Source organism: Janthinobacterium sp. LPB2021202312-11-4, assembly GCF_037049705.1.
Lineage (GTDB): Bacteria > Pseudomonadota > Gammaproteobacteria > Pseudomonadales > Pseudomonadaceae > Aquipseudomonas.
In genome coordinates this window covers 103,674-129,995 of the sequence record NZ_JBAGKV010000005.1, presented here as the reverse complement: position 1 = coordinate 129,995, position 26,322 = coordinate 103,674, and the positions used below count along the sequence as shown (strand labels likewise).

The following is a 26,322-nucleotide window of genomic DNA, read 5'->3' as shown; positions in this document are numbered from 1 at the left end:
GAACATCTCAGTCCGGCCCAACGAACTTCATGGTCACAAACTGCTGATCAGCGACGCCACCTTGCGAATCCTTGATGTACACCCTCACCTGCAAATAGCCGGAGAAACCCGGCGACAGGGAAAAAGCCCTGTCTACCCAGCCATCCGGGCCGGACCTTGTTGAATCTTCAACCTCTCTAACGACCCAGAATATTTCTTGATTTTCTATCGGCTCGCCCGTCTCAAGTGAGATGACCCTAAATTTGATTGCCCCGGAGCCGCCTACCGGATAGGTCCCTCCCCCACGAAACTGGGACATCATGCGCACGGGTTTCACCACCGTGAGCTGTTTTTCCCGTGTCGCCGAAGGATCACCCTCAAGGGTCGCAACCAGACTGAATGTTCCGACCTGAGCAAGCTTGAACTCGACCGGCGCCAACCCCTCACCATTGGTGAGAGAGGGCGCTAGCTGCAACTGTGCAAAACGCCAATTCACCCGCACATCAGGTGCGGCGATGCCACCACGGTCATACACCACCTTCGCCTTGGCGCTTGCGGTTTCCCCGATAACACTATTCGCTTGGTCGACGATCAAGTCGTCCAGTCGCAACGCGTCTTCCAGCGTCGTGATTAACAGTGACTTCATATCCCAGCCACCTTCACCACCGCGCACCGATGCATCCAGTACGGTCGTACCGGGCACGCCAAGCCTGAAGCGGACAGTGGCCTGACCCTGCGCATCGGTCAGGGTCGGTGCAAGCGACGCACCTGCGTAATCCCACATCACCTCCACGCCACTCAGCGGCTGACCGGTAATGGCCGACACAACGGTGGCCTGTGCCTCGACCTCTTCCCCCGGATAACCATCGGCAGTGGCACGGGTCAGGGCTGCGATCTCACGCGGTTCATTGACCACAAAGGCCAGTGAAACCGATTCCGAATACACGTGATCACCCACCGTCACCTTCACCGTTCCCGCGCCGGCGGTGAGGGGTTTGAAGTGCAGCCGCGCTACGCCATAAAAGTCAGTCTGACTGGTGATTACGCCCAGGTCGGGGCTTTCCCAAGTCACGGTCATACCGGCCAGGGGCTTGCCACTGATGGCCGACACCACGCTCACCTGCTCGTACAATGCCTGCCCCCAGTCGAGCGTCTGCTGAACGCGGTTTTCAACAATAAGTTTCAACACCTGTGAGCCCGTGCCCAGCGACATGGCATTGGCCGGCGACAGGTTCGCCAACCTGGTCGCCGCCAGTCGCAAGGCAAAGCTGCCGTCACGCAAGTCGTCGCATTTGAATTCATAGAGCAGCCCGGCAGAAGAGAACCAGCGAGGCGCGCCGAGCGGCGACAGCATAAAGTCCAACCCCAGTGCCGCAGGCCCGGTGCCGGTCAGGCCGAGCGTCAAGTCATGCCCAAACAACGGACTGCCCGCCTCGGCCAGCACCTCGATGCTGTGCGTGCCCTTGCGGCGCGGGAAATAGGTCTTGCTGCCCCAGGGCTGCTCGGGTTGCCCATCGAACCTGATGCGGATGCCTTTCCACGGGTCCTGCGCCAGCACCTTGACCGTCATGTTTCGGGTCTCTTCAAAACCGTCATAACGGCTCAACACGCTGACCTTGACCTCCTGCGTCTGCGCCACAGCGGGCAACAGGCCAAACCCGGACCAGCCACTCGCATCGGTCTCCAGCGTCTGCGAGTTCTGCCCCGCCGACCAGGTGACGGGCACCTGCGCAACCGGTTGGCGGGTATACGCCGAGATCACCTGCGTCCACATCCAGGCCCGATCCTGCCCCACGACCGGGTCCACTACCGGCTCATGCGCCAGCGCGATGCTGACTTTGTTATGCCCCAACTCCATCGCGTTGGCAGCGGATGTCAGATTGAGCTGCGGCAATTCCAGCGCCAGGGAAAACTGTCCACGCTGCTGACTGGCGCTGAAGTCCAGTAACCAGAGTGCGCCGCCATCGCTGAAGGCCTGCGCCACACTCAGCGCGGGGTCGACCGTGGCCCCCAGTTGTTCGGCGCTAGTGCCCGACCATTTCAGTTTTGCGTCCAGCCCCACCAGCGGGCTCAGGGCATGTGGCAACACATTGAAGCGGTGCAACGCCCCCAGGCACGGGTACAGCGTCTGCGCACCAAGCGTTGCCGGCACTTGATCGAGCACCACGGTGACTTCATCGGCGAGGTTCTGCGACAGCAAGCGGCCCGATAGCATGCGTTCTTGTGTCCAGACATCGCTGAGCAGCCCACACACAAACATTCCACTCTGACTGGCGCCCGTGGAGGTCAGCGGCCATTGCCAGCCACCGTCGGCAGTCGCTGTCGGTGCGCCGATCGTCAACCCCAGCCCTGGCTCCTGAACGTTGATGCGCAGAGTCATGGGTTGGTCCTGCGCCGGGCTGCCCGGCCTCGGCGCGACGCGAAAAACATGGGAACGGCCGAGCCGACAGGCAATACCGACGGCCGGATCAACCTCAACGTCGTCCAGATAAAACCTCGCCTCACCTTTCCATGGGCTGGTCGCCTGCGCCGTCACCGCAAACGGACGTTCAACCGGGGCCATGTGTTCATGGGCCCTGACCCTGGCCGTGATCGTGTAGGTGCCGGCCTGGTGAGGGACGTCCAGCACGCTGGCCCACCCCCCCGCGCCGGTGACCGTCGCAACGCTGCCATTGGGCCCGTCCCACTCAACCAGTGCATTGACCACCGGATCACCGTTACCACTGGCGATCATATGCACCACTTGCAACCTGAGCAGCACACTTTCCTGTTCATCGACCACCGGCGAGCGGTTCGCATCACGCACCTCACCAATTCTGACCAGGTTACGCGCCAGCGACATCGGTTTGCGGGTAGAAGGCAGCAACAGCCTCGAGCAGCCCAGCCGCAGATCAAAGCGAGCGTCCAGACGATCCTCGCAGGTCAATATCCACTCAGGGGCCTCATCCGCGACCGGCACCGCGCTCTCAAGCGCCGGGCTCACCGTCACGCCCAATCGGTCCGGCGAGTCACCCTCCCACTTCAAGTACAGGTCCGTTCCCCACAGAGGGCTGTCGGGCGGCAGTTTCAGTTGCAGCGGATACGCCGACCCACGATTGGGGTAACCGGTGACGTCGTCCCACAGCAGCTCCTGCCCCTCGACCACCACTTTCAGGTCGTCCCACGGGTCGGTGGCCAGCGCACGCACGCTCACCGACTGGGTCGCCACGCCGCTGGTGTAATACAAACTCTCCACTGAGGCTATGAGTTCGAAATCGCCGGCCTCTGGCGGTTCATAGTCAAAGTACGCCCAGCCGCTGTCGTCGCTCGTGACGGCGGCCTGAACGCGGTGGGCATTGTGTGTCCAGGTCACGGTTCGTCCACCGAGGGGCTGACCGGTGTAATACGAGGCCACCAGAACACCGACACGAACACTCTGCCCGTATTCCACCACCGGGTAATACGCGGCCTCCAGCACATCACGGAACACCAGTCGGTGATGCCCGAACGACGCCGCCATCGAGTAGGCCTGGGCGGTGTATCGGTTCAATAGGCTGATCGAAAACGCCACGGGCTCCTGGTCCGTCATCAGCGGAGCGTCCAGGTGCCAATTTGCACTAAGCGGCTGGTCCACGCCCCAGGCCGGGGTGGCGATAATCGCACCCTGCGGGTTGTCGTCACTGACCAGCGCGGCCTCAGTGTTCAACCACGGATTACCCGCCACCGGCACACAGAAAAACCGATGCTGCATGCTTTCGACCGCTCCCACGCACAGGTACAACGGACGGTCCGGTGACAACACCTGCCCATCCAGTACCAGCCGTTCCAACACCAGCGGCCCGAGGTGCACAAGGATCTGGATACGCGTGATGCATAGACCCGAGATCACATCGCTGGGTCGATTCACCGGGCTGACAACATTGATGCGGATTGCGCCGCCGTGCTGGAGCGGCAATGCCAGTTCGACCTCGTAAAACCTCGGGATGAATTCCAGCGGCTGTCCGGCATCCCGTCGCAACTGATCCTCTGCACTGTCCCGCGCATTGTCGGCAAGCAGTTCGATGTCCAGTTGCTCGCCGCTGCCATCGACACTGATGAGCAATCGCCCCGGGGCGGTGTGGCGGTTTTCACACAGAAAACTGAGGACGTACCGCGCATCGGCGCTGCGGTCCACAGGCAACCCCATCGACTGGCTGACGGATGCGCCATCCTGCATGAACAGGTAACGAATCCGCTCACCCTCGTACCAGTCCGATTGAGTCGCGATCAAGTGCGAGTTATGCGACCCCTTGGTCCATTGAGTTAATCCCTGGCTGAAGTCGCCGTTGAGGATCAGGCTGGTATCGGCCTGGATGACGGGCTCATTCATGACGGTTGACTCCGTTTGCGACCCCCGGCGTGGTGGCTGACGCCTCCGCTTCCGTGACCATGTCCATCACTCTTCTGGTGAACGTCGGCTCTGCGTCCCGGGCCGTATAGCGAACACGCACAATGACGTCCGTCAAAGAGGCCAGCATGGCCTGTTGCGCAGGCTTTTTCGGCCACGGGAACCTCAAGACCCAGCGTGAGACGACCCCGGTACATTCGAAGGGGTTAAGCAAACCTTCCTCTGGCTTCATTGTGGTCATGCCGGAGTCGGCAAGCCCAACCGACAAGGCGATTTGCTGGCCACTGCGCAGGTTGACCTGCACGTCGGCAGGCGCCGGGTTATTGTCGGGGGCGTGCAAATACTCCACCGATCGCAGCGATGCCTTGGTCGCGGTCATGCTTGAGACCTGCAACAAGGTTGCTCTGACATCTTCGAATGGCCCGGTCAACACCGGCAGATCGACTTCCACCGAACTGATCTGACGGCAGTAGTGCCCTGGATGATCGCGATCAAACAGCAACTGCGTCAGTCGGAATTCCAGGGTCCCGGTGTCTTGCAGTGACAGGAGCGCGCTCGCCCAGTCATCAAAACCCACTTGCCGATCCACAGCGTCATCAAACAACTGCCGCAGGGACACGGTTTTGATCAACTCCAGACGACGCTCGTAACGCTGGATGTATTCGGCGTCCATGCGCAGCAAATAGAGACGCAGGTGCTCGCCCGCTGTCAGGCCGTGGCGATTGTCCAGCCAGACCTGAGGCAACAAGATCGACGAGTCGTAGTCGCCGGTGTCGGCACTCAACGAGGCCTGAGCACTGATGCACAGGCTGACGACGGCGTCATAGGCCTGGTAGTGAAGGGCCTTGAGCTGACCCAACAGCCAACCGTACAACTCGGCGCCGGTCGCACGTTTTTTGAGGAAGTTGTAAAGCACCAGCGCCTGGCTGTTGGCCGTCAGGGTTTGCTGCTGGCTGACTTTGGCGGCCTCTATCGCATGTGTCTGCGCGATGATTTGCTCATCAATGGCACGGACCTCTGCCAGGGCCTGCTGACGTTGAAAATCCCAGTCCTGACGCCGGCGACGATAGGCTTCGGTGGTGGCCTCTTTATCCGCGTCCATTTGCAGCACCGCAGCGGAGATGTCCAGGCCGAAAACCACCGCGTCCGCGATTTTTTCCAGGCGATGCCCGCCGTTGGCCACGCCAAAAATATTGGGCGCCACGGCCAGTGCCGCGCCGACACCTTTGATCGCCGTTGACGTGATGCTCAACTGCTTGGCCAGGTGCAGCGTGTTCATCACGTCGTATTCAGCGGCGGTAACGTTTTCTTCATAACGCAGCGCGTAAGTATCGGCGCGCTCCTGCGCCACGGACCGGCTCTGTCCGAGCGCCGAGAGCGTCGACTCCATTTGCGCGATGGTCTGCTCTTGCACGCTTCTGGCATAGGCGCCCAGTTCGACAAGATGGTTTTGTTGCATCTCTTCCTGCTCGGCACGATCACGTTGTTCCAGGAACCGCAGCACCTGACTGCCGAACTCTTGCAGCGTTTGTGCGGCGCGCAACGCCGCCTCGAAGACCACTCGCCAACGATACGCCACCACCACCAATCGCCCCCCCATGGGTCGCGGTGAACCCGCACCACCGGCCGCCAGATCTCGCAGCAACTGATTGGGGTCCGTTGGGGGGCTGAAGAACGGGATCTGCATCGGCTTGCCGTCGAGGGTGAGGTTATGGCGCAAGTTGTTCAGGCGACTGCCGGGTATGGCATACAGCGCCAGCAACTGCTCGTTGATCGGCTTTTGGAAAGGTTTATTGGCCAACAGGCCAAGCAGTGGCGGCTCTTTGGCCCTTGAAGGCACGTCCGCCAGACTGAACGCGAAGGATTGCTCGAAGGCCTCAAGCGCTGGCCGGGAAAGGGAGAGGTCCAGCAACTCGCCTAGGGTTTTCGGTTCCCATCGGCTAACGGTTTGCGTCGACGGGGCCTGGCCCATCAGGAACTCGGCCTGGACGTAGCACAGCTTGGCGGCCACCAGACTGTCACGGGTCAGTTGCCGGTAATGCCAGTCACCCCAAGCGATCAGGTTTTTTACATAGTCGACGTAGACAACAATCTGAAAATGTTGAGGCGCCGAGTAGCCGATAGCATCCGGATCGGTCGGTGCAGCGGCTTCACACCCGGTGTTGCCTAACGTGATCAAGGGTCGGCACCGCCAGTAATCATATTTGTGCGGCTCCGTTTTATTGTCCGCTGCCGCTTGAGGGGCAAACAGGTAGTGCAGCCAGTTTTGCGCCTCGAGGTAACGATCTTCAGCGCTCAGACGGATGGCGACCAAATGCGGCAGATGAAAAAACAGCTCCCAGAAAAACAGTCCGTTGGCCCCGTCAAAGGCCCCTTTAGGCTCAATGATCGCGCCAGAGGTCGGTGGTGGCTCCGCCAAAAACTGGGTATCCCAATCCAGCAGCGCGTCGATGGAAACGTTGGCGCGCTGTACCAGCTCCGGCCCGAACAACGAATTGAGCCGCACGTTCTTGAGCGCCAGCCCCGCTTGCTTGAGGGCAAGAAACTGGGCCCCCAGTGCGTTGGCCTTGTCCAGCTCCGGCGGTGCAAAGCCGAGCACCACGGGAGCGGTCACCACATACTGTTTGCGTCCCGCTTGCGTGGCGGGCGCAGACCCGAAAGTGAACGTCGTGGGGCCGGTAAACCCACCGGCCTGGCGCTTCACCGCCAACACTGAAGTGCGCCAGCCGCCCCCCATGGAAAAAGAACCGGTCGCGGGGGCCGGGTCGCCTGATGCCGGGTTGGCCATCGTCAAGTCAAACGTTGCGACAGGCGCATCGACACTGCCCGGTACTGGCAGGCACTGGCCACTGACGAGGAGTATGTCCTCACTGCCAGCACGCAATACCAACGCTTGCAGGCTGTAGAACGCAGTCAATGGACCTTCATCCTCAATAGTGTCGACAATCCCCGGCGTACTCTGTGATGAAAACGGGTTCTGCAAGATATCCCGCGTGACGAAGCGGTAATCTGCCAAGGCTTCCAGCCATCCGCCATAGTCGACCACGGGACGCAACAGCACGTCTCGGACCACGACCACATCCAGCCGCTCGTCGGGTGCGGGTGCGGGGTCATCGACGAGGTTGCGGTTGGTCAACAACACGCCCAGTTTGCCCTTGGGATGCTGGGAGTCCGCAAACAGGGTGGCAATCAGCCGGGCCTCACCGGAAAACACCTTCTCCTGCTCGGCGCTGTACAGGGACAACGGTGCCGACCAATGACCGTTCGACATCATGAATGCCAGATTGATATCCAGTTTGGGCGCCATGAACTCGTTCTGTTGCCGGCTCTTCACACCATCGAGCCACTCAGCCCAGACCACACACAAACGCCCTCCCCAGAACACCGGGCGGATATCCAGCACCCTCTCCCCCGTCGGGATCTCGACCGGTTGCCATTCACTCCACGCCGCCGGGTTGATCGCCGTGCTATCGGGCGCCAGCACCACCTCGGCCCGGCGCCAGTAATACGGATACGGTGAGGTGCGCTTGCGCCCAATGAAGTAATAATCGGCTTGAGCGGCCGATGTACCGTCGACGTAACCGCTGATGACATCCAGGTTGCAGATCTGCTCGAACTCTTGCAGGTAATCCTGCAGGGCCAGCAGCACCGTATCGGCGCTCAGACGGGTTTGATTGAGGTTGTCGGCCAGCGCCTTGAACAGCGACGTCTGACGTCGCCGCACATAGGGGTTGATGTAGTTTTCCGGATAGCAGCCAATCATTTGCACCGCTGCCCAATCCGGGTAATTGCTGTAAAGCTCCCAGGTTTGCAAATCCCCTTTGCTGAACTCTTCTTCATAACCCGGTTCAAGCTTTCGATACGCGGCATGGATAAATTGTTGCGCACAGCTGACAGCCTCGGCGACCGGAGTAGTCTGGACCGCGAAGCTGTCCAGCGGGTCCATCCGCAGCAACTCGAACAGATCCGCGGGTGTTCTGACGAAATTAAAACGGTTATCGACGGTGCTTTTTTTGATCTGCCCGATGCTGTACTCGACCAACGCCGAGCGACGCTGTTCCAGCAGACCGGCGATTCGCTTGTTGTCCATGACGCCTCTCCCGAGACCGGATTCGTTGCTGTCAAACCACCTCAACCGCCCCAGCCCTCAACCCGGCAAGGTGTCGCCGGCGAAGGTGATGGCTTCAAAATACAGGGTCGTATCGCTGGCCTGGATGAGCACACCGAATTCGAACACGCCGCCCGTACGGCTTGAAACAAAGACCCGTGTGAGCCCTTGCTGATTGGTGAACCCCTGACTTGGCCTGATGATCGCAGTCCCCGTACCGCTGGTCTCACTGAGCCAGTCCACCAACATGTTCGCCCCGACATTGCCGTAGCTGTCCTGTACGCCGGCGTAAAGCTCGACTTCCTGACCTCGCGGCACAATGCCCAGCGGCTCCCGGGACTTGTAGCGCAGAGGAAACATCATGCTCGTGGCATCGGCGATGATTTCCACCGTGGGGGCGTAGTGTTTGTCCTGCAGGTCCAGCCAGAAAACCGGGGTGACCGTGCCCATGACCGCGCCGGGAGTAAAGGTGGCGACGGCTACCCCGTCCGTCGTGGTGACCGATTTGTTGAAGCTGCCCAGTTCGGTTTCCCAGTGCACCTCGACCCCACTCACAGACCGGTCCTCAAGGTCCCTGACCGTCACGGTGAAGGTGATGGTTTCACCAGGCTTATTGGCGATGACCTGGGTGGCGTTCACTGAACACGTCATCGTCACGACCTGCTCATCGATTTCGCCTGTAACGGCGACCAAGGGCTCGCGCTGCTCAGAGAGACTTAGCAGCGCATGCCCGGCAGCGGTTTCATAAGCCGGTTCGTTCAGCGTCGCGGGGAGCGCGCCGATCAGAAAAATAGTCTGCGCATCCATGCCAGTACGCATCGCCGATGCACGGACGCGCATCAGCAAATCCAGTTACCGGAGGTTTCTGATGATCCGTTGCGGGTCTACCCGATTTGCGCATTCGCGCACTTCCTGGACGCTCCAGGCGAAAAACCTGGCCAGTTTGATCGACGCCGCTTGCTGCGCCAGACTCAACGCATCCCCGGTCAGTGGATCGGGCAAGGCATGCACCTGACGCAGGTAGTCGAGCAATGTGCTGGCGGGCGATTCGCTGGCGGCAAAGGCCCGATTGAGCACGGTCAGGTCATACAGCGTGTTGACCGTCAACGCGTATTTATCCGCTTGCCCCATCCAGGCCAGATGACCGTATTCCAGATAGTCGCGCAGTAATTCGGGGCTCAGGTCCAGCTTCATCACCACCGCGCTGCGCCGGCGCACCTCGGCCAGCACTTGCAGAAACGGGTCGACTGGCGCTTCCCAGCGCAAGCCCGAAGCCCGGGCCGTATCGATTTGGACAGAGCGATCCAGCACCTGACGCAATAGATAGTCGACGCTGATGTTCGTCCACTCAATGATCGCCAGCACCCGCTCCGAATCCAGCCCGGCGTAAACCGCCAGGCACTCCTTGACCACCGACTGTTGAGCGCCTCTGACTTGCAGCAGCACACCTGACATTTTGTCGACAATATCGCTGTAATCGACATCGTCATCGCCCCCAAAACCATCGCGCACCGCGATCAGAAGACGTGCGCGTGCGTGCGCCCGGTAATCGGATTCGCTCATGTGTCGCGGGTTGATCACCAGGCCTTTGTTGTCGACCAGCGAGGTCAGCAGGTCCAACCAATCAGCACCACCCGCCAACGCAGGGACACCCGCCATCAGCAACGCGGTATTGGTGAAAAAAGCACCCGACAACAAATTCCGCACCTGATCGAACAACTGCAACTCATCCACCGTCGACGCCGCCGGCATCTGCGCCACCGACGCCTGCTGCACCATCCATGACACGGACATCTGTTGCTCATCGCACCAGCGTGCGCAGGAATCCAGGGCATGGATGATATTCAGCACATTGGGCGGGTCTTGCGCGGTGACGGTTTTGATGGTCGGGACGCCGGCCAACACCCCAAGCCAGCGATCTGCGCCCAGCAGGGCCAGCATCAGCACACCTTCGATCGGCGTGATGCCCAGCAATCGGGGCAGCCTGACCAGACGGTAAAAACTCGAAATAATCGCCGGACTACGGATCAACGTGTCAGTGCGGCCATGGGCCTGGGCAATCACCATCGCCAGATAACGGTAGGTCTGCAAATCGATGCCCAGGCCATGGCACAGCAGATTGACCGTCAGTTCACTCACACCCACCCCGGGAAATACCGCGAACGCCCCTTCATCCAGAATCAGCGCATTGCGATAACCGTCCTCGATATTGAAGGTTCGATCAAAGGACGAAAGCACCTCGCCCCGCCCGTAAATCGACAGTTCATCGATAAACACTGCGAAGTCTTCAGCAGTGCAGCCGTAACGCTCACGCAAGGTTTGAAACAGGCCCAGCGCCTGCACGGTACTGTCCGAAATCCACCAGGGCGGGGTGGTCGGCCCTCCGCGACTCTGCGCTCTGGAGGCAGCCACCAGCAAGGCATCCACTTGATCTGAAGGCAGGTCCAGCCATTGATCCAGACGCACTTTGCGATTCATGCGGTCGTAGGGGGCGGGATCGTTAACATCGGCCGTCAGTCGATTGAACTGCTCATTGCCAGCCCTTACGTCGATACCAATAGCGGGCGTGCGACCCGCATTGATGTACACCGACCCTGAAGCCGCCCCGTCGGGTATCGCAGGATCACCGGGCTTGAGCGGGGCATTGGCCGAGCGCAGCGGAACGAAACGGCGTACCGACAACAATGCCTCGAGCCTGGTGGTGTCGAGCTTTGTTCGCTCACAGAAGAACTGCACCTGGGAGAGGTTCTGCCAGGTCAAACCCACACCGCCAAAGTTCGCCTCGTAGAACGCCTCTTTGTCCGCACTGACAACCGACTGCTCGGTCAACAACGAGCGCTGTTGAGGCCCCAGCCTGGAGGCGTGGAGCAAGGCCCGTCCCGCGTCGTCGTCCCAGGCATCGGGTTGCAGGAAATACGGAAAAGCACTATCGATCAGGTGCGCGATGCTCCCCACGGAATGGCCGTTTTGCCGAGCGACAAAATCGATCGTGGCCCATGGCTGATAGTAGGGCAGCCCGTTGGGATAGCGGGCCAGCGCCATCACGGCATCCGGCGCCTCGACATTGGCGTGAGCCCGGATGAACGCCTCCAGCACTTTGATAATGATGTCCACGGACGACCAGGCGCGATTCACCGCGTTGTCATCGATCGTCAACGCCAACAGGTCCGTGCGACGCTCCAGCAACGGCATTTTTTTTTGGCCATCACCGACAGATTCGATGCGTTCCTGGACCCATCGCACCAGTTCGATCAGATACGCCACCGGCGAGGTGAACGATTCCAGTGCATCAGGCAGGCAGTTCTCGCTAAAGCGCGGATTGAACAACCGCTCAAAACTGGGCCCGAGAACCATTGATAGCAACCCGCTTTGTGCGCTCACCGGCGTGGCGTTATCGTCCACCCGCCGGTGTTCGATAAACAGTCGCCGGACATGGATGGCCAGCGCATTGGCTCGCCACAAAAAGACCTGCGCGTCATCGGCGCTCAGGCCGAAATCACGCACCAGGCCTTGCACGCCCTTCTCCACCAGGGGAAAAACCGAGCCCCCCGCTTCCAGGTAACCGCTCAAATCGCTATAGCTTTCACGCTGCGATACCGAGGCGAAGACCTGCTCAAACAGCTGCACGCCAGGGAGATCCTGAGTCACGGCCATGGTCAAACTCCCTGCACCGCCGACGGCTGGCCGGTCGGGCCGCCGAGGATCGGGCGGTGCACTTCAATGAATCGATTGGGCGCCTGTACAACGGCGGCGTCTACTGTCAGAAATGACAGTAAAAGCAACCGTTTGTCGGAGAATCAGGGCAACGGTGGCTGGGCCGCGAGCACTTCAAAACGTTCGCTTTCGGTCCAGTCGGAAGTCGTCGCGGGCGTCGATTCACTGATTGTCTGCTGCAACCGCACCCAACTGCCCCCGCCGGGCAGCGACTGACTCGCCGTGCCCTCCCACTGGGCAGCAGGTACTCGAACGTCTGCCAGCCATCGGGTATCCGGGTTGAACCAACTCACTACACTCATGACACCCGGCTTGCCTGTACCCGCCAACTCAATCGGGTTGGCAACCCGCTGCCCCGGCGCCGGCCGGTCGATCACCGGCAAATACGTGCCCAGGTTCACTGCCCGCAAGGAGCGCCCGGAGTCAAACTCACCCTGCCACTGCACGACAATCAGTTCCCTTTGCCCGCTCGGCGCGTCCAGCTCCACCGTCACCGACCAGGTCCGGTCATCCAGTACCGTCCCTCGCCCCAGCACCTGCTGCGGTGCCTGGGCCAGCGCCACCGTCACCGAATCCCCCGGGTAACCAAAACCGGAGACAACCGCATGGCGTCCGACAAACTCATTGAGCGCCGGCGTTTCGATAGAGGGTGCAGCGGGGACCACGCGGAAGCTCTGGAGCGGGCTGTCCCTGGAGGTTTTATCTTCGAAAGTCTGCCGCGCAAAGAGGGTTTCATGCCCGACGTCCAGGGTCACGACACCGTCCCAGGAGCCGTCAACACCTACCAGCAACGGGCCGAGCAACGGCTGCGGCCGCCCCTGCAAAAAAACCTCGACCAGAGCGCCCGGCATGCCGGTGCCGGAGACGGTGCCCACGCGTGGCAAGTCCCCACCCGCCACAGGCACAAGGATTTGCGGGGGCAGCACCACCACGTAAAAGTTACGCTCGAGGCTGCGTTCGGAGTCGCGACCATCGAGACTTTGCTGGGCATCGATCTGGTACAGCCTGAATTCCAGCCCCGTCAGGCTGATCTCCCAGTCGCCGTCGCGGGTCAGGACTTTAGGTGCGCCTAACGGCCGGCCAAATTGCGCATCGCGCAGTTGCATGCTCGCCCCGGCGACACCGCTGCTGCCACGCACCGTCAACTCGCGTCCTGCTTCCGCGTTCTCTTGCGGCTCGGTGATCACCGGCTTAAGCAGCGTCCTGGCAACCGTAAACGTGCGTTGAACAGAGGGCGAGATCTGGCTGGCGGCGGTCTGGGTCACGGTCACCGTATGGGTGACACCGGAGGCAAAATCGGTGGGCCGCCGAAAGGTCCAGGTGCCCGTCGCTCCGGAAGGGCTGTGTACGACCGTGGGCCGGTCGCTGAAGACCAGACTCACCACGGCCCCCGGCCAGCAGGTGCCCGTGACGGTGGGCGATAAGCCATTTTCCACCAGGCTGGTGATGACCGGCGCCAGAGGCGCGATGGTCACCTTGATTTCAACCCAGCCCTCCGACTGCTGCCCGTTCAGTATTTGCTTCAAATGCACGACTTGCTCGAGCGTAGGTCCCCATGGCACTTCGGATTGACTCGACCACTGATTATTCACCACCGTCGCATCCGGCGCGACAATCGCCCCACCGGACTTCCTGACCCACACAGTGGCGCCGGTTGTGCCGCGTCCGGAGAACGTTGGCGTGTAATCGGTCACGGTGTAAGTCACATCGCTCGGGCTGGCCACCGCCCAGGTGAAAGCGAACTGCCTTGGCTGCGAGATGATCCAGCCACCGGCACCGTCGGAAACCTTTTGGGTCACCGAGAAGGTGTAACTGCCGGGCGGCCAACCGGTCGCTGTCACCTCCCAAGCGCCACCCGCCACCGAGACGGGCGGTAACGTTTGAGCGCCCGGCCCATTGACATAGGTGAACTCGACCGTGGCGCCAGTAAAACCGCTGCCTGATATTTTCACCTTGTTGTCGGGCAGGACCGCCATGGTCGGGGAGGTCAATATCGGTGGGCGGATTTTGTAGAGCCGCACGGCGCTGCGTTCAGAAATAACGCCAGCCTGACTTTGCTCTGCCACCAACGAAACGGGACCGGGCGACAGCGTCACCGTACCTGTCCAGTCCAGATTGTTAAGCACACCGGTTTGCCCCACCTTCGTGTCGCTGCGGTCAATGTAGAGGGTAACAACAGACCCCGCCAAACCGTTGGCACCGGACAGGTTGAAGGTCGTGTCCTGTTCACCGGCGGCGGTGATGAGGGTGGGAGTGCCTAATACCCTGAATGTGAGCGGGGCCGAATACCCCACGGAATGCTTGGCCTGGACCGTCAAATCGCCGCTGGGCAAGGACAACTGAGTTCTGACAGCGGCCCTCCATGAAGCGTTCGAATTGACAGTGACGGTTTCGCTGATTGCATCGTAGTGATTGTCCGCCTTGACCAGACCGACATTGGACCCCGGCAGGCCGATGCCCTGGAACAAGATTTGATCGGCGCGCACGAGCTGATGGGGCGTCGGCGAAGTGAGAGTAGTTTCTCTATAAATCAAGCTCTTCACTGGGGAAGACAACTCATAGCCCCCGAGGTCCTGCTTTACGACGAGGGTATTAACTACCAGCGGCAGATCCTGATTAGGCCGCACGCTCCACCGACCTCCTGAGGGTATCTGCTGTGTATCGCTGATTGGAATAAGCGTGTTGCCATTCACCCTATAAAGCGTGAACAGCGCCCCCTGCTGCCCCGTACCGGAGAGCAGAGGCCGTGGCTCAGGGGTTTGGCCGCCACCTGGCAAATCAAACGTCATCTCGGCCATGACGCAAAAACGACCTGAGTAATGCCACTGTGACCAATGACCATTGCTGCTTAATAAAGCGTAATGGATGTAGGTGATCCCTACAGGCAGAAATTCTTCAAGCCTCACTTGAAACGGGTATGTACTAAAGTTCGACTTCTGCCGACGATAAAAAGCGGTGCCCGGCTGGTAAAAATCCAGATCCACCTGGACGTAACCATCTGTTTGGGCGGGATTGCCAATCAAGGTGAACAATGTGTTGGCCACTCCTTCCCAGGGTACGGGAAACTGCAGAGGCCAATAGACAGGATCAGTCTCAGCTAATGGCTCCATAGGTGCGTCTGGTTTGTCTGGTTGGTCCGACATGATCAGGCTCTCCAACGTGGGGCGCGATTGGCGTTTCGTTGAGGCCATTCAACGCGAACAGAGCCTGCGCCAACACCTGTCAAACCTGACAGTTCAGACGAACGGTCCTACGGACTTTTCCGACGAATTTTGAAGCCTACGCAACCTTGCGTCTTTGCCTACAGCTGCGCCAGAATCGGCCGGCTTGTGCGCTTCGTGCCTGCCCCGTAACTTGATCCGTGTCGCTGATAGGCAGCGGCCGGGTTTAGTCGCCCGGCGGTGATACGAAGTTGCACTTTCCTCCAGACGGTCGGGATGTCCCTATCCCCCTTCCTGAACGTTATGGTGGCTGTGCACAGGGCGCCCTCGGGCGCGCCGGAATTTCGTATCTCCGCCGGTCGACTAACCTGTGTACAGCCGCCACCTCATTCGTTTAGTCGCGAATCGGTGGTAGCTCCACGGAGATATGACGATGTTCAAAGCCACACCCAATCCGCCGAAAACGGACCCGTTTTCGGCCACCCTCGATGCAAAAAAACTCCGCGAGGCCGCCGACCGCGCCCTCGATCACTACCTCAAGCCCAACACCCATCACCTGCGCGTCCCAAAGGATCGAGCCATGCAAATGTTCGCCGTCGCCCCCGATGCCAATGCCCAAGCCATCAATATCCAGACGTTCGAAACCTTTACCTCGGTCAACCTCCTGCTGCTCGACCTGGCCGAAAGCCTGGACGACAAGCCACGGCACCTGGCGATGGCGATTTATCAGTTGAGTGAGTTGGGGTTATTGCTGGTCGAGAAGACGCTGGAAAACGAGCCGGCGATTAGTACGCCTTAACGCCAAGGTCAAAAGATCGCAGCCTGCGGCAGCTCCTACAGAGCGGTACCAAATCGTCCGCGTAGGAGCTGCCGCAGGCTGCGATCTTTTGCTTCTCAGGCAGAAGCCGGCAACGGCTGAAAACTGAGTTGGGGTTGTTGCTGGTCGAGAAGACGCTGGAAAACGAGCCGGCGATTAGTACGCCTTAACGGCAAGGTCAAAAGATCGCAGCCTGCGGCAGCTCCTACAGAGCGGTACCAAATCGTCCGCGTAGGAGCTGCCGCAGGCTGCGATCTTTTGCTTCTCAGGCCGAGGCCGGCAACGGCTGAAAACTGAGTTGGGGTTATTGCTGGTCGAGAAGACGCTGGAAAACGAGCCGGCGATTAGTACGCCTTAACGGCAAGGTCAAAAGATCGCAGCCTTCGGCAGCTCCTACAGAGGAGTACCAAATCGTCCGCGTAGGAGCTGCCGCAGGCTGCGATCTTTTGCTTCTCAGGCAGAAGCCGGCAACGGCTGAAAACTGAGTTGGGGTTATTGCTGGTCGAGAAGACGCTGGAGAACGAGCCGGCGATTAGTACGCCTTAACGCCAAGGTCAAAAGATCGCAGCCTTCGGCAGCTCCTACAGAGCGGTACCAAATCGTCCACGTAGGAGCTGCCGCAGGCTGCGATCTTTTGCTTCTCAGGCCGAGGCCGGCAACGGCTGAAAACTGAAGTACTGGCGCAACGCACTCACCAGTTGCCCATATTCCGGCGGCGCCCATTGCAGGCTGAACCCGGCGTCATAGTGGTGAGGGGTCGCGTCTTCGTGGCACCACAAACAACACGCCCGCAGGTCGATCACCTGCATGCAACCATCGCTGGCAGGGATTTTCAGGCGCAAGTCGAAGTCAACGCCAAGCATCATCGGCAACTGACTGATCAGCATCAGCCCGTCTTCAGACACATTGCCCAGAAAGCCGATGGGTTTGTCAGTGATGCTGTTGAACACTTTCAGAAAATACGGCAGTTGATGCCGCTCGATACGGCGGTCAGTAAACATGCTGAATTCGCTACGCAAGGCCCTTAAGCAGAGCCGCACTAATGCTTCGGAACGGGCCTTCTGCACTTGATAGGCAGGACGGGCACGCTCTCCCCGCTTCCGGTGTGACAGTCCATCCCATCCGCTGCCACTTACCGCTGCCAGTCGCAGGTGTTGCCTCGGTCTGGAGGCAAGGCTCCAGGACCGTTATTCGACTATAGCTCAGCCTATACACACGGCCAGCCTTTGTATGAGATTCATCATCAGAAGCGGGTAGGTTGTACAACCGCAGCGCTGCGGGTCGGGTAATGGCCCAGCGACTCAAGCGTTTCCAGGCGTGCCCGGGCACGGTAGGCGTATTCGCTTTGCGGGTACGAGGCAATGATGAACTGGTAGGTTTGCGCGGCATCGACAAACAGTTTCTGCCGTTCCAGACACTGGCCGCGCATCATCGACACTTCCGGTCGCACATAAGGCCGGGCACGGCTGGCGCGGTCGACTTTGGACAATTCGAGCATCACTTGCTCGCAATTGCCCCGGTCATAGGCGCTGTAGGCGTTATTCAAATGATGGTTCATCGACCAACGGGTGCAGCCCGTGACACTGAGGACACTGAGGGCAAGGGCGGCAATGGGCACGAATCGCATGGGAGGTTCTCCTGTCTTGAGTTCTGTATCGACCCCTTGGCGGAAATCTTCAGGAATGTTCGTTTAAAGAAAGAAACGAATAAGTAGTGCAAACGAACAATGACTACAGCCGGAGAGCATAGTAGCCTCACTCAGCGCTTGAACTCAGGAGTCTATGCATGTCCGTCCGTCGCACCAAAATCGTCGCTACCCTTGGCCCGGCCAGTAACTCGCCGGAAGTTCTCGAACAGCTGATTCTGGCTGGCCTGGACGTCGCCCGCCTGAACTTTTCCCACGGCACCCCCGACGAGCACAAGGCTCGCGCGAAGCTGGTGCGTGACCTCGCCGCCAAGCACGGCCGCTTCGTCGCCCTGCTGGGTGACCTGCAAGGCCCGAAAATCCGTATCGCCAAATTCGCCGGCAAGAAGATCGAGCTGAAGATCGGTGATCAATTCACCTTCTCCACCAGCCATCCGCTGACCGAAGGCAACCAGCAAGTGGTCGGCATCGACTACCCGGACCTGGTCAAGGATTGCGGCGTGGGCGACGAGCTGCTGCTCGACGACGGTCGCGTAGTGATGCGCGTCGATACCGCCACCGCCACCGAACTGCACTGCACCGTGCTGATCGGCGGTCCGTTGTCGGACCACAAAGGCATCAACCGTCGAGGCGGTGGCCTGACCGCGCCAGCCCTGACTGAAAAAGACAAGGCTGACATCAAGCTCGCCGCCGAAATGGAAGTCGACTACCTCGCCGTGTCCTTCCCGCGTGACGCGGCCGACATGGAATACGCCCGTCAACTGCGCGACGAGGCCGGCGGTACTGCCTGGCTGGTGGCGAAGATCGAACGCGCCGAAGCCGTGGCCGACGACGACACCCTCGATGCGCTGATCATGGCATCCGACGCCGTCATGGTGGCCCGTGGTGACCTGGGCGTGGAAATCGGCGACGCCGAGCTGGTGGGCATCCAGAAGAAAATCATTCTGCACGCACGCCGCCACAACAAGGCAGTGATCGTCGCGACCCAGATGATGGAGTCGATGATCCAGAACCCGATGCCGACCCGCGCCGAAGTCTCCGACGTAGCCAACGCCGTGCTCGACTACACCGACGCCGTGATGCTCTCGGCTGAAAGTGCCGCTGGCCTGTACCCGCTGGAAGCCGTGCAAGCGATGGCGCGCATCTGCGTCGGCGCTGAAAAGCACCCGACCAGCAAGACCTCCAGCCACCGCATCGGCAAGGTCTTCGAAAGCTGCGACCAGTCCATCGCCCTGGCGGCCATGTACACCGCCAACCACTTCCCGGGTGTGAAGGCGATCATCGCTTTGACCGAAAGTGGTTACACGCCGTTGATCATGTCGCGCATCCGTTCCTCGGTGCCGATCTACGCGTTCTCCCCGCACCGCGAAACCCAGGCCCGCGCGGCCATGTTCCGTGGCGTCTACACCGTCCCGTTCGACCCGGCATCGCTGCCGCCTGAGCAAGTCAGCCAGGCCGCGATCGACGAGTTGCTCAAGCGCGGCGTCGTGGAGAAAGGCGACTGGGTCATCCTGACCAAGGGCGACAGCTACCACACCATCGGCGGCACCAACGGGATGAAAATCCTGCACGTTGGCGACCCGATGGTTTAAGTACCGAGCGCTGAAAAACCAAAGCCCCGCCATGTGAATGGCGGGGCTTTTTGGTTTCTGGGCCAGGGTTTGTGTGGTCTGGGCGGGCCTCTTCGCGAGCAAGCCCGCCCACATTGGATTTGCAGTGTTCACCGATCCCCTGTGGGAGCGGGCTTGCTCGCGAAGGGGCCCGCCCAATCACTACAAGGCTCAATACCGACTCACCCGTGATAGCGCAAAATGAGGCCGTCATAGAAGTTGTTATTGGCAGCCACGAGGATTTTCCCGTCGACTTGCACAGCCAGGCTGCTCGCCACCAGTTTGTTTCCTTGCTCAGCGGCGGTTCGTACCCAGCCCTTGCCGTTGAACGAAAGGTCGAAGGCGCCGTCGATCAGACGGGCCACCACCACATCGGCGTCAAAACTGACAACAGCGGAACCTCCAGTCACGAGGATTTTCCCATCCCGCTGAATCGCGCCGCTGTACCAAACGGTGTTATCTGCGTCATCGGGTGCGCTGAGCAGCGGATTACCCCCGTTGAACTGGATACTGGGGCTGCCGTCAGGTTCCAGGCTGACCAGAGCGCCCAGATCTTTTTCAACGTGAGCGTAGCCGATACCGAGAATGCGCTGGTTGGGTTGCCGGGCCATCGCATAGAACCGTAAAGAACTGCCGTTGCCGGGGACTGCGGTCAGCACCCAGCCGTTCTGACCGAACGAGGGGTCAAGACGGCCATCAACCCCATAACGCACGAACATACCCGCGGGCCTGCCGCCTACGGAAGTCTCCCCGCAGCCCAGGCACTTGCCGTCGGCCTGAACCATGATGTTATTCAATACGGTATTGCTGTTACCGGGCTTAACCACCCGCACATAGCCATCACCGTTGAAGCTGTTGTCCAGCGAACCGTCAGGGTGAAGACGGAAAATCACCCCGCCATCCATCTTAAAATCTGCAAAACCGAGAATTTTGCCGTCCGGGAGCACTTCCAGCCCACCCGAGCTCGCATCACCCAAGACTGAAGACGAGGCTTGTGCAGCCGGGGCTGACGCTTCTGTGTTGCCGAGCCGATCAAGGCGCACATAACCGTCAGTCCCAAAGCGGGTATCGAGCGTTCCATTTTCGGTAAACCGCGCCAGGGCTGGCGCCTGGTTCGCAGCCGAGGTCGCCGTCCCCAGCAGCAGCAATTGGGAGTCCTGGGTAAAAGCAAACGAATGGACGGTGGAGTTTTGAAAGGCAAGTCGCCCGCTGGTCAGGCCATTGTCACCAAAGCTCAAGTCGGGACTGCCGTCGGTGTTCAAGCGGCCCAATGCGTAACTGTGAAGGTTGATGCCGGTTTCTGCGGCAAAGTAAATCTTTTGCCCGGGCCCGGTACGAACGTCTTTGACCCTGATTTTGTCACTATTGGGTCCAACGAGGTGCACCCTGCCTTGATCGCCAAAATCCAGGTCCAGATCACCTGCCGCCGCTGTGTGTTGGGTTGTCATTGCTCGCCACTCCTGAAGTCAGAGGAACGTAGGTGACTGCCTGGCAGAGCGGAGCAATACAACGTGCTGAACGCCGTTGAGAAATCGTCGGGGCAATCCCTGCGTGAGTGGGCATTAAAGATCAGTGCTTTTGCAGGCGTCTACTGTCAAACCTGACAGTAGACACACGAGGCAATTTGCGAATCAGCGGTAGGGAAAGCGCCGGCAGCGGGGGTTTTGGCAACCTCGAGGATTTGTGTGGTCTGGGCGGGCCTCTTCGCGAGCAAGCCCACACATTGGATCTCTAGTGTTCACCAATCCCCTGTGGGAGCGGGCTTGCTCGCGAAGAGGCCCGCCCCATCACCACAAGGTTCAACGTCGATTGATAAACCCCGACAACGCCGCCATCGCTTCCGGCGAGCGCAAGCGCTGGGTAAACAACGCGCCCTCCTCTTCAATCACCTTGCGGATCAGTTCCCGGTCCGGCCCTTTCATCAATTGCTTGCTGATGCGCACCGCCTCCGGTGGCAGCGATTCAAAGCGCAACGCCATCTCCCGCGCCTTGGCCAATGCCGCTTCGCCACTGCCCAGCGCTTCGGTAGCGACGCCCCACGCGGCGGCTTGTTCGCCCGTGAAACCTTCGCCGAGCAACAGCAATTCCGCCGCTTTGGCGTGGCCGAGCAAACGGGGCAGGATCAGGCTGGAACCGAATTCCGGGCATAACCCGAGATTGACAAACGGCATGCGCAACCGCGCATCACGGCTGACATACACCAGGTCGCAATGCAGCAACAACGTCGTGCCAATCCCCACCGCCGCCCCCGCCACGGCGGCGATCACCGGTTTGCGGCAGTCGAGCAGGTTGAGCATGAAGTGGAACACCGGGCTGTCGAGGTTGCTCGGCGGTTGCTGGATGAAATCAGCGATGTCGTTGCCAGCGGTGAAGCACTCGCTGCTGCCGGTGATCAGCACGGCGTTGATTTCCGGGTCGCTGTCGGCCTGCTTCAGTGCCTCGGCCAAGTGGCTGTACATGGCGCGGGTCAGGGCGTTTTTCTTGTCGGGGCGATTGAGGCGCAGGGTCAGCAGACCGCGCTCGCGTTCAACCTGGATGGCATTGGTCATGGTGAGTCTCGCGTCGTTAAACGATCAGCGCTCAACCACGGGGCAGGAAGGTATCGGCCAGCAGTTGGTTGCGCGGCAGTCCCGCCAGGTACAGGCGCCGGGCAAAGGCGTCGACGCTGTCGGGGCCACCGCAGAGTAAGGCCAGGGTTTGCCGGGAAACAAGCCGCAGTTGCGCCAACGCCTGGGGCAACTCGGCCGGAGTCCAGAGCTCGACCGTGAGGTTTTCGCGGCCGGCGGCCATGGCTTGCAGCGGTTTGGCCAGGTAATGCTCGTCGGCGTCATGGGCCAGGTGAATAACGCGGATGGCGCCTTGGTGATCCTGGCGCAACGCCTCGCGCAATACGCCGAACAACGGTCCCAACCCGGTGCCGGCGGCCAACAGCCACAATGGTCGGCCTTGCCAGTCCGGGTCGTAATGCAAGGCGCCGCCGCGCAATTCGCCGAGGCGCAGCGTGTCGCCGATCTGCAACTGACGGGCCGCATCGCTGAATTCACCGGGCTGACGGCAATCGAGGTGAAACTCCAGGAAACGGTCTTCTTCCGGCAGGCTGGCCAGTGAATACGGCCGCGCCACGTGACCGGTCCACAACACCAGGTGCTGACCGGCGCTGTAGCGCAACGGCCGCTGAGGGATCAGGCGCAACCGCAACACATGAGCGCTGAGCCAATCCACCGCAGCGACATCGGCCGGGCGACCGTCGCGCTGCGGGTCAAAGGTGTGAACCTGCAAGTCTTCGATGACCGAACACTGACAGGCCAGGCGCCAACCTTGCTGACGTTGTTCGGCGCTCAGGGCATCGGGGCGACTGTCGCCGGGCGTGCCTTGCACGCATTGCACCAGGCACGCATGGCAACTGCCGGCGCGGCAACTGTAAGGCACCGACACGCCGTTTTGATTCAGGGCATCGAGCAAGTTGCTGCCCGCCGCCACCGACCAGTGGCGGTCGCCGACCCGCAACTCAGGCATCGACGTTCTCCCACGCCGCCGCGCACCGGTTACGGCCATCGCGCTTGGCGCGGTACAGCGCCTGGTCGGCGCGTTGCAGGGCGTCGTCGAGGTCGTCGCCCAGTTCCAGCAAGGTCATGCCCGCCGACAGGCTGAGGTTGCGCACCTTCAGGCCCACCAGTTCGACGTCGGTGAAGGCAATGCGCAGTCGCTCGCAACACGCGGTCAGGCGCTCGGCGTCGCAATCGGGCAACAGCACTACAAACTCTTCGCCGCCATAGCGGGCCAACACATCGCCGTCGCGCAGGCACGCCGTGGCCACGGCGGCGAAGGCTTGCAACACCTGATCGCCGGCGGCATGGCCGTGCACATCGTTGATGCGTTTGAAATGGTCGAGGTCGATCAGCGCCAGGCCGTGGACCACGCCGGCGTCCATGGCATTGAGTTCCCGGGAGGCCAGGCGCAGGAAGTGGCGGCGGTTGAACAGCCCGGTCAGCTCATCGGTGGCCACCAGGTCTTCGAGCTGGCGCATCATCCCGCGCAGGGTGTCCTGATGCGCCTGCAAGGCAAAGCGCCGTTGGCGCATGCGTTGGCGGGAGGTCTGCACGTAGCGGGCGTAAAGCACCAGCCACACCAGCACGATGAACAACACACAAACTTGCAGCGCCGCCAGCGGTGGGTCGGCGAGCCGGAACTGGTAGGCATCCCACAAGGTGATCGCGCTGAAACTGAAGAACACCAGCAACGCGCACCGCACGAACACCCGCCGCGACAGGTGAAACAGGCCGAACAACAGGATCAGCACGTAAAACACCAGAAACGCGCCGCGAGCCTCATCCAGATGCGCGATAAACCAGGTTTGCCAGCCCAGGCCCATCAATACCTGGGCTTCGGTCAGGCTGGGGTCGCTGAACCGCAGGTTGCAGCCGCTGTGAAAAACCGCGAACAGCGCCGCCTGACTGATCACCACCAACGCACTGCCAATGGCCACACTGGCCAACGGCGCATCGTAGTGCCCGGTAAAAAACGTCAGCCACAGCAGCAGCAATGCCAGGGCATAGGTGCCGGCCGCGAGGGCGAAACGTTTGAGCAACAGGCGCTGGATGGCGTTATGGGTCAATCGTTGACTCACCGAAGGAATAGAGGCTGAAAAGTGTCCTACTCAACAGGCCGATTGCCACTTTAGTGGCGTGCCTGATAAATGACCATTCAATTTTTCGGGCGGAAAAATGGCGTCAGAACACTGACTTAAATCCCCCGTTTTTCACCTGACACACCGTCTCCCCTTGTAGCTGCGTAGGAGCTGTCGAGTGAAACGAGGCTGCGATCTTTCCGAGTTCACTTGAGTCTCAAGCGAAATATCAAAAGGTCAAAAGATCGCAGCCTCGTTTCACTCGACAGTTCCTACACAGCTCCTACGCAGCTCCTACGGGCATCGGATTCACAGAGCGGGCCTGCGTATGCGACCAACGACTGACTGCTGACGCGTGTGCCCGCCAGCGAGGCGCGTTATACTGCCGCGCCTTTTTAGCGTCGCGCCAGCAGCCCCGGCGTGCCTTGTAAAGGTGCTTGCAACCGACCGATGCACCCAAGCTGCAAGCACCTTATTGAATGTTCCCGTCTTTTAGAGGAGCGCGACTCATGACCGTGATCAAGCAAGACGACCTGATTCAGAGCGTTGCCGACGCCCTGCAGTTCATTTCTTATTACCACCCCGTTGATTTCATCCAGGCGATGCACGAAGCCTACCTGCGCGAAGAATCGCCAGCGGCCCGTGATTCGATGGCGCAAATCCTGATCAACTCGCGCATGTGCGCCACCGGCCACCGCCCGATCTGCCAGGACACCGGCATCGTGACCGTGTTTGTCCGTGTGGGCATGGACGTGCGCTGGGATGGCGCCACCATGAGCCTGGACGACATGATCAACCAAGGCGTGCGCCAGGCTTACAACCTGCCGGAAAACGTCCTGCGTGCCTCGATCCTCGCCGACCCGGCGGGCGCTCGTAGAAACACCAAGGACAACACCCCGGCCGTGATCCACTACTCCATCGTTCCGGGTAACACCGTGGAAGTGGACGTGGCGGCCAAGGGCGGCGGCTCCGAAAACAAATCGAAAATGGCCATGCTCAACCCGTCCGACTCGATCGTCGACTGGGTTCTGAAGACTGTGCCAACCATGGGCGCCGGCTGGTGCCCACCGGGCATGCTCGGCATCGGCATCGGCGGCACCGCCGAGAAAGCCGCGGTGATGGCCAAGGAAGTGTTGATGGAATCCATCGACATCCACGAGCTGAAAAAGCGCGGCCCGTCCAACCGTATCGAAGAGATGCGCCTGGAACTGTTCGAGAAGGTCAACCAATTGGGCATCGGCGCCCAGGGCCTGGGTGGCCTGACCACCGTGCTCGACGTGAAGATCATGGACTACCCGACCCATGCCGCTTCGTTGCCGGTGTGCATGATCCCCAACTGCGCCGCCACCCGTCACGCCCACTTCGTGCTCGACGGTTCCGGCCCGGCCTCGCTGGAAGCGCCACCGCTGGACGCCTACCCGGAAATCGTCTGGGAAGCCGGCCCGTCGGCCCGTCGCGTCAACCTCGACACCCTGACCCCGGAAGACGTGCAGAGCTGGAAGCCGGGCGAAACCGTCCTGCTCAACGGCAAGATGCTCACCGGTCGCGACGCCGCGCACAAGCGCATGGTCGAGATGCTGAACAAGGGTGAAACCCTGCCGGTGGACCTCAAGGGTCGCTTCATCTATTACGTCGGCCCGGTTGATCCGGTGCGCGAAGAAGTGGTGGGGCCTGCCGGTCCGACCACCGCGACGCGGATGGACAAGTTCACCCGTCAGATCCTCGAGCAAACCGGCCTGCTGGGCATGATCGGCAAATCCGAGCGCGGCCCGACCGCGATCGAAGCGATCAAGGACTACAAAGCCGTGTACCTGATGGCAGTCGGCGGCGCGGCTTACCTGGTGGCGCAAGCGATCAAGAAGTCCCGCGTCGTGGCGTTCGCCGAACTGGGGATGGAAGCCATCTACGAGTTCGACGTGAAGGACATGCCGGTCACCGTTGCGGTTGATAGCAAGGGCGAGTCGGTACACATCACCGGTCCTGCGATCTGGCAGAAAAAGATCAGTGAAAGCCTGGCGGTCGAAGTGCAATAAGCGCTTCGCCTTCCAGACACGGCCGGGTCGTCTCTCCAGATGACCCGGCCGTTTTTTTTACCCGCCCCAAACACCACACATCCCATTGTGGGAGCGGGCTTGCTCGCGAAAGCGGTGGGTCATTCAACATGGAGGGTGACTGGCACGGCCTCTTCGCGAGCAAGCCCGCTCCCACAATGGATTTTTTGTCGATTTGTTATAACCCGCCGAAAAATGTAATCCATTTGTTCTAGAAAAACCGCCTACCCCTGTCAAATCTGAC

Annotated in this window: 14 protein-coding genes; 3 read left to right on the top strand and 11 right to left on the bottom strand. The window is 60.5% G+C overall.

The window, feature by feature from the left end:
* Nucleotides 1-7: 7 nt before the first annotated feature.
* From V5E99_RS07525 to V5E99_RS07505, 5 genes are all read right to left on the bottom strand, one after another.
* The gene (locus V5E99_RS07525) at nucleotides 8-4,327 is read right to left on the bottom strand and encodes an Ig-like domain-containing protein (protein ID WP_499801878.1); all 4,320 of its coding nucleotides are present in this window, start codon (nucleotides 4,325-4,327) and stop codon (nucleotides 8-10) included.
* On the bottom strand, nucleotides 4,320-8,435 hold the full coding sequence (locus tag V5E99_RS07520) for a Tc toxin subunit A-related protein (protein WP_499801877.1): 4,116 nt from the start codon (nucleotides 8,433-8,435) through the stop codon (nucleotides 4,320-4,322). Before V5E99_RS07520 ends, V5E99_RS07525 begins: the two co-directional genes overlap by 8 nt.
* A gap of 57 nt (nucleotides 8,436-8,492) precedes the next feature.
* Nucleotides 8,493-9,293, bottom strand: a complete 801-nt coding sequence (locus V5E99_RS07515) for an Ig-like domain-containing protein (protein ID WP_499801876.1) — start codon at nucleotides 9,291-9,293, stop codon at nucleotides 8,493-8,495.
* Between the two features lie 12 nt (nucleotides 9,294-9,305).
* Nucleotides 9,306-12,107, bottom strand: coding sequence for a Tc toxin subunit A (locus tag V5E99_RS07510; RefSeq protein ID WP_499801875.1), 2,802 nt, complete (start codon nucleotides 12,105-12,107; stop codon nucleotides 9,306-9,308).
* Between the two features lie 143 nt (nucleotides 12,108-12,250).
* Nucleotides 12,251-15,199 (bottom strand): hypothetical protein, encoded by a 2,949-nt coding sequence (locus V5E99_RS07505; RefSeq protein WP_499801874.1) that lies wholly within the window; start codon nucleotides 15,197-15,199, stop codon nucleotides 12,251-12,253.
* 562 nt (nucleotides 15,200-15,761) lie between these two features.
* Between V5E99_RS07505 and V5E99_RS07500 the strand changes: the two genes are divergently transcribed.
* The gene (locus tag V5E99_RS07500; RefSeq protein WP_499801873.1) at nucleotides 15,762-16,127 is read left to right on the top strand and encodes a DUF6124 family protein; all 366 of its coding nucleotides are present in this window, start codon (nucleotides 15,762-15,764) and stop codon (nucleotides 16,125-16,127) included.
* A 659-nt stretch (nucleotides 16,128-16,786) separates the two neighbouring features.
* Here V5E99_RS07500 and V5E99_RS07495 read toward each other — a convergent pair.
* Both V5E99_RS07495 and V5E99_RS07490 read right to left on the bottom strand, forming a co-directional pair.
* A complete protein-coding gene (locus V5E99_RS07495) occupies nucleotides 16,787-17,146 on the bottom strand; it encodes a PilZ domain-containing protein (RefSeq protein WP_499801872.1) in 360 nt (119 codons plus the stop codon).
* Between the two features lie 242 nt (nucleotides 17,147-17,388).
* Nucleotides 17,389-17,772: a tetratricopeptide repeat protein gene (locus V5E99_RS07490; protein WP_499801871.1), complete on the bottom strand. Its 384-nt coding sequence runs from the start codon at nucleotides 17,770-17,772 to the stop codon at nucleotides 17,389-17,391.
* 158 nt (nucleotides 17,773-17,930) lie between these two features.
* On the opposite strand from V5E99_RS07490, the gene pyk reads away from it, so the two are divergent.
* The gene (gene pyk / locus V5E99_RS07485; protein ID WP_499801870.1) at nucleotides 17,931-19,382 is read left to right on the top strand and encodes a pyruvate kinase; all 1,452 of its coding nucleotides are present in this window, start codon (nucleotides 17,931-17,933) and stop codon (nucleotides 19,380-19,382) included.
* 200 nt (nucleotides 19,383-19,582) lie between these two features.
* On the opposite strand, the gene V5E99_RS07480 is transcribed toward pyk, so the two are convergent.
* From V5E99_RS07480 to V5E99_RS07465, 4 genes are all read right to left on the bottom strand, one after another.
* Complete coding sequence (locus V5E99_RS07480) at nucleotides 19,583-20,848, bottom strand: NHL repeat-containing protein (protein WP_499801869.1); 1,266 nt, start codon at nucleotides 20,846-20,848, stop codon at nucleotides 19,583-19,585.
* 351 nt (nucleotides 20,849-21,199) lie between these two features.
* Nucleotides 21,200-21,949 (bottom strand): enoyl-CoA hydratase-related protein, encoded by a 750-nt coding sequence (locus V5E99_RS07475; RefSeq protein WP_499801868.1) that lies wholly within the window; start codon nucleotides 21,947-21,949, stop codon nucleotides 21,200-21,202.
* A 31-nt stretch (nucleotides 21,950-21,980) separates the two neighbouring features.
* Entirely contained in the window at nucleotides 21,981-22,916 is a 936-nt protein-coding gene (locus V5E99_RS07470) for an iron-sulfur-binding ferredoxin reductase (protein WP_499801867.1), read from the bottom strand.
* Nucleotides 22,909-24,015, bottom strand: a complete 1,107-nt coding sequence (locus V5E99_RS07465) for a GGDEF domain-containing protein (RefSeq protein WP_499801866.1) — start codon at nucleotides 24,013-24,015, stop codon at nucleotides 22,909-22,911. Before V5E99_RS07465 ends, V5E99_RS07470 begins: the two co-directional genes overlap by 8 nt.
* A gap of 521 nt (nucleotides 24,016-24,536) precedes the next feature.
* Between V5E99_RS07465 and V5E99_RS07460 the strand changes: the two genes are divergently transcribed.
* The gene (locus V5E99_RS07460) at nucleotides 24,537-26,060 is read left to right on the top strand and encodes a fumarate hydratase (RefSeq protein WP_499801865.1); all 1,524 of its coding nucleotides are present in this window, start codon (nucleotides 24,537-24,539) and stop codon (nucleotides 26,058-26,060) included.
* Nucleotides 26,061-26,322: the final 262 nt, after the last annotated feature.

Coding starts and splice junctions, on each gene's coding strand:
- V5E99_RS07515 (WP_499801876.1), bottom strand. CDS start 9,293: ATGCGCGTCCGTGCATCGGCGATGCGTACTGGCATGGATGCGCAGACT.
- V5E99_RS07510 (WP_499801875.1), bottom strand. CDS start 12,107: ATGGCCGTGACTCAGGATCTCCCTGGCGTGCAGCTGTTTGAGCAGGTC.
- V5E99_RS07495 (WP_499801872.1), bottom strand. CDS start 17,146: ATGTTTACTGACCGCCGTATCGAGCGGCATCAACTGCCGTATTTTCTG.
- V5E99_RS07490 (WP_499801871.1), bottom strand. CDS start 17,772: ATGCGATTCGTGCCCATTGCCGCCCTTGCCCTCAGTGTCCTCAGTGTC.
- V5E99_RS07470 (WP_499801867.1), bottom strand. CDS start 22,916: ATGCCTGAGTTGCGGGTCGGCGACCGCCACTGGTCGGTGGCGGCGGGC.
- V5E99_RS07525 (WP_499801878.1), bottom strand. CDS start 4,327: ATGAATGAGCCCGTCATCCAGGCCGATACCAGCCTGATCCTCAACGGC.
- V5E99_RS07475 (WP_499801868.1), bottom strand. CDS start 21,949: ATGACCAATGCCATCCAGGTTGAACGCGAGCGCGGTCTGCTGACCCTG.
- V5E99_RS07460 (WP_499801865.1), top strand. CDS start 24,537: ATGACCGTGATCAAGCAAGACGACCTGATTCAGAGCGTTGCCGACGCC.
- V5E99_RS07500 (WP_499801873.1), top strand. CDS start 15,762: ATGTTCAAAGCCACACCCAATCCGCCGAAAACGGACCCGTTTTCGGCC.
- V5E99_RS07480 (WP_499801869.1), bottom strand. CDS start 20,848: ATGACAACCCAACACACAGCGGCGGCAGGTGATCTGGACCTGGATTTT.
- pyk (WP_499801870.1), top strand. CDS start 17,931: ATGTCCGTCCGTCGCACCAAAATCGTCGCTACCCTTGGCCCGGCCAGT.
- V5E99_RS07520 (WP_499801877.1), bottom strand. CDS start 8,435: ATGGACAACAAGCGAATCGCCGGTCTGCTGGAACAGCGTCGCTCGGCG.